The organism is Paenibacillus sp. E194 (assembly GCF_000935845.1).
Taxonomy (GTDB): domain Bacteria; phylum Bacillota; class Bacilli; order Paenibacillales; family Paenibacillaceae; genus Paenibacillus_B; species Paenibacillus_B alvei_B.
Genome location: NZ_JMDX01000389.1, coordinates 1 through 3496, shown reverse-complemented (window position 1 = coordinate 3496; position 3496 = coordinate 1). Strand labels below are relative to the sequence as shown.

3 protein-coding genes and 1 pseudogene are annotated in these 3496 nt (G+C 50.5%); all 4 read left to right on the top strand.

All coding sequences use genetic code 11. The features are described from left to right. Window positions 1–883 (top strand): annotated as a pseudogene (locus AZ66_RS27920) (putative PEP-binding protein); the annotation flags it as partial. Between the two features lie 222 nt (window positions 884–1105). Beyond that, a complete protein-coding gene (locus AZ66_RS27915) occupies window positions 1106–1714 on the top strand; it encodes a helix-turn-helix transcriptional regulator (RefSeq protein WP_231587082.1) in 609 nt (202 codons plus the stop codon). 16 nt (window positions 1715–1730) lie between these two features. Beyond that, window positions 1731–2534, top strand: a complete 804-nt coding sequence (locus AZ66_RS27910) for a pyruvate, water dikinase regulatory protein (RefSeq protein ID WP_021253774.1) — start codon at window positions 1731–1733, stop codon at window positions 2532–2534. 41 nt (window positions 2535–2575) lie between these two features. Further along, window positions 2576–3496: class II fructose-bisphosphatase (gene glpX / locus AZ66_RS27905; RefSeq protein ID WP_044357893.1), on the top strand; the 921-nt coding region annotated here is incomplete at its 3' end.

Genomic DNA, 3496 nt, shown 5'->3' with positions numbered 1-3496 from the left:
TGCTCGATCCTCCGCTGCATGAATTCTCCCGAATCTTGAGGAGCTTACAGAGCGATTGGATGCACTTCGCTCCTCGGGGCAAGAAGAACGTGAGCAGGAATATGAGCGCAAGGAGCTTGAACGGATGATCCGCCGAGTTCGGGATCTCGAAGAAACGAATCCAATGCTCGGACAGCGTGGCTGTAGACTTGGAATTATGTTCCCCGAAATTTATGAGATGCAGGTAGAAGCAATATTCCAAGCTGTGCTGCGTTGTCTTCGTGATGGTGTTGCAGTTCAGCCCCAGATTATGATCCCACTTGTCGGTCACGTTAATGAACTGCAATTCCTGCGTAACATTGTCGATCTCGTGGCGGAACAGGTATTGGGTGAAGAGAGACGTAATTGCATGTATAAGGTAGGAACGATGATCGAAGTGCCTCGCGCGGCATTAACAGCAGGCGAAATTGCTCGTTCTGCGGATTTCTTCTCCTTCGGTACGAATGATCTGACACAAATGACATTTGGCTATAGTCGAGATGACGCGGAGGGGAAGTTCCTAACGCATTACGTGGAAAATAAGCTGCTTCCACATAATCCATTTCAAGTGCTGGATACAGAAGGTGTTGGCAAGCTGATTGAGATGGCGGTCAATCAAGGACGCTCTGTTAACCCGACGCTCACGACCAGCATTTGTGGGGAGCATGGTGGCGACTATGAATCCATTATGTTCTGTCATCAGATCGGCTTGGATTATGTTAGCTGCTCTCCATATCGGCTTCCAGTTGCTCGCATTGCAGCGGCACAGGCACAGATACGTCTGGGAGGCGCATTAAGGCGACAAGCAGAATCACATGCAGGAGAACGGCCAGCAGATCAATCATCACAAGAAGCAGCGGTATGATTAGCTTGACCTTATAACCCTGCGCATGACTTACGGGGCGGAGTGCGTGAACTTCTGCAATCGGGAGTTACGCACTTTCCGCCCGAAATGCTATAATCTTGTCAGAAGATGAACAGAATCCTACGTATTTTACGTATGGACAGGGATCGTGATACAAAGCGGCCTTTATAGCATGGAACGGAGGGATGCGCTATCGAACTAACAACGAGACAGTTAGAAATTATTAAAATCGTCAAAAAGCATGCCCCCATTACGGGAGAACAAATCGCGGAGATGTTGACGGTCAGTCGACCTACGATTCGTGCGGATCTATCCTTGCTGGTCATGCTCGATTATATTGCAGCAAAGCCCAAGGTAGGCTATTTTCTCGGGGAGAAGGCGGAGAAGAAGGAGTCGGATTCCTACGTCCTGCGCAACATGAAGGTCGGACAGGTTCAGGGCATGCCAGTTGTGGTTGATGTGAAGACGACGGTACAGGATGCGGTTGTCACCTTATTCTTGGAGAACATCGGCAGTCTAATTGTAACCGATGAAGGTGGCAAGCTTGCAGGTGTCATTTCGCGCAAGGATTTGCTTAAGGTTACATTAGGCAATCCGAATGCGTCCTCGATGCCTGTCAGCATGGTGATGACCAGACAACCGAATATTGTAACGATTACGCCAGAGGAATCTGTATTGGAAGCTGCGCGTAAAATGATACATCACCAAGTAGACAGCCTTCCGGTCGTATATTACCCAGAGAATCGTTCTGATCTGGAGGGTAATGTCGTAGGACGAATTACGAAGACGACGATCATCAAGCTGATGCTCGACAAAGTAGACCAGGATTAGCAGGGGGACGAAGCGTATGGGGAACGCGTCATATACGATAACCGTGTGTTCAGATTCCGTCGGGGAGACGGCAGAGGCTGTAGTGAAGGCGACAATACGCCAATTCGAAGCGCCGCAAATCAGGATTAAGCGTTATATGAATGTACGCAATGAAGAAGAGCTCCGCATGTTGATGGAGGAGGCTGCCGAATCCGGAGGGTTTGTCGCGTATACGCTCGTTCAGCCTGAATTGCGGGAAGCCATTAAAGAGCATGCAATCCGTCTAAATGTTCGAGCTGTGGATGTTATGGGGCCGATGATTCAAGCTTTCGTCGATACGTTTGCGGATCAGCCGAAGCGAATGCCAGGATTGCTGCATCGTTTGGATGCCGATTATTTTCAGCGCGTTGAAGCCGTGGAGTTCGCTGTCAAGTGTGACGATGGCAAGGATCTGCATGCGATCTTGAAGGCGGATATTGTGCTGTTAGGGGTCTCTCGCACCTCCAAAACACCATTAAGCGTCTTCTTGGCTCATAAGGGGAAGAAGGTTGTCAATTATCCGGTAGTGCCTGAAATCCAGCCGCCGGAGCACCTGTACAGCATCTCCCCAAGTAAAATAATCGGTTTGACGATGAACGCTGAGCATCTATTGAAGATCCGTTCTGAGCGGCTGAAGACGATGGGGCTTCCTGTCTTAGCCAGATATGCTTCGCTCGATCGCATCGTCGAGGAATTGGAATATGCCCGTTCATTGTTCGACCGATTAGGTTGCCCTGTCATCGATGTGACGGATAAAGCAATTGAGGAAACTGCAGGCATTGTCATGGATTTGATTACGTGAGTGAAATCAACTTGTCGTAGATAAAAGGGAGAGAAGTGGAGATGGATCGTCAGCTAGCTCTGGAAATCGCACGTGTTACAGAGGCAGGCGCTCTGGCGTCAGCCTCCTGGATCGGCCGGGGTGACAAGCATGGCGCGGATTATGCCGCTACCTCTGCTATTCGGGAAATGTTCGATTCCGTTCCGATTAACGGGACGGTTGTAATCGGTGAAGGTGAAATGGATGAGGCGCCAATGCTCTATATTGGAGAGAAGGTTGGGAGCCGCTTCGGGCCGGATGTTGATGTCGCAGTAGATCCGCTAGAAGGAACAGAAGTTGTCGCGAATGGATTGAATAACGGCATGTCAGTCATCGCTATTGCGGAGAGAGGCAATCTTCTGCACGCTCCAGATATGTATATGCAGAAGCTTGCCGTAGGCCCGCTGCTCGCAGGCCACGTCAATTTAGATGATCCGATCGAGGTAACACTGGAGAAGTCCGCAGCAAGGCTGGGCAAGTCTGTAGAGGATCTCACGGTCATGATTCTCCAGCGAGATCGCCATCGTGAACTTATTGAAGCCCTACGCAGCAGTGGAGTTCGGATTAAGCTGCTTGATCATGGGGATGTATCCGGTGCGATTGTACCGGCAATTATCGAGAGTGGCGTTGATCTGTACGTCGGTTCTGGCGGAGCACCGGAAGGCGTGCTGGCTGCAGCAGCTCTCCGCTGTCTTGGCGGAGAAATGCAGGGTCGGCTCATGGTGCAGAGTCGGGAACAGCTAGAGCGCTGCAAGCGGATGGGGATTCGACACCCTGATGCATTGCTTCGAATGGAACAGCTTGTAGGTTCGGGCGACATCATATTTGCAGCGACGGGCATCACGAATAGTGACTTGCTGAATGGGTTACGTAACTTACCTGGTCAGCGTGTGGAGACGCATTCGGTCATTATGCGTGCGAACACAGGAACCTATACGGTACTT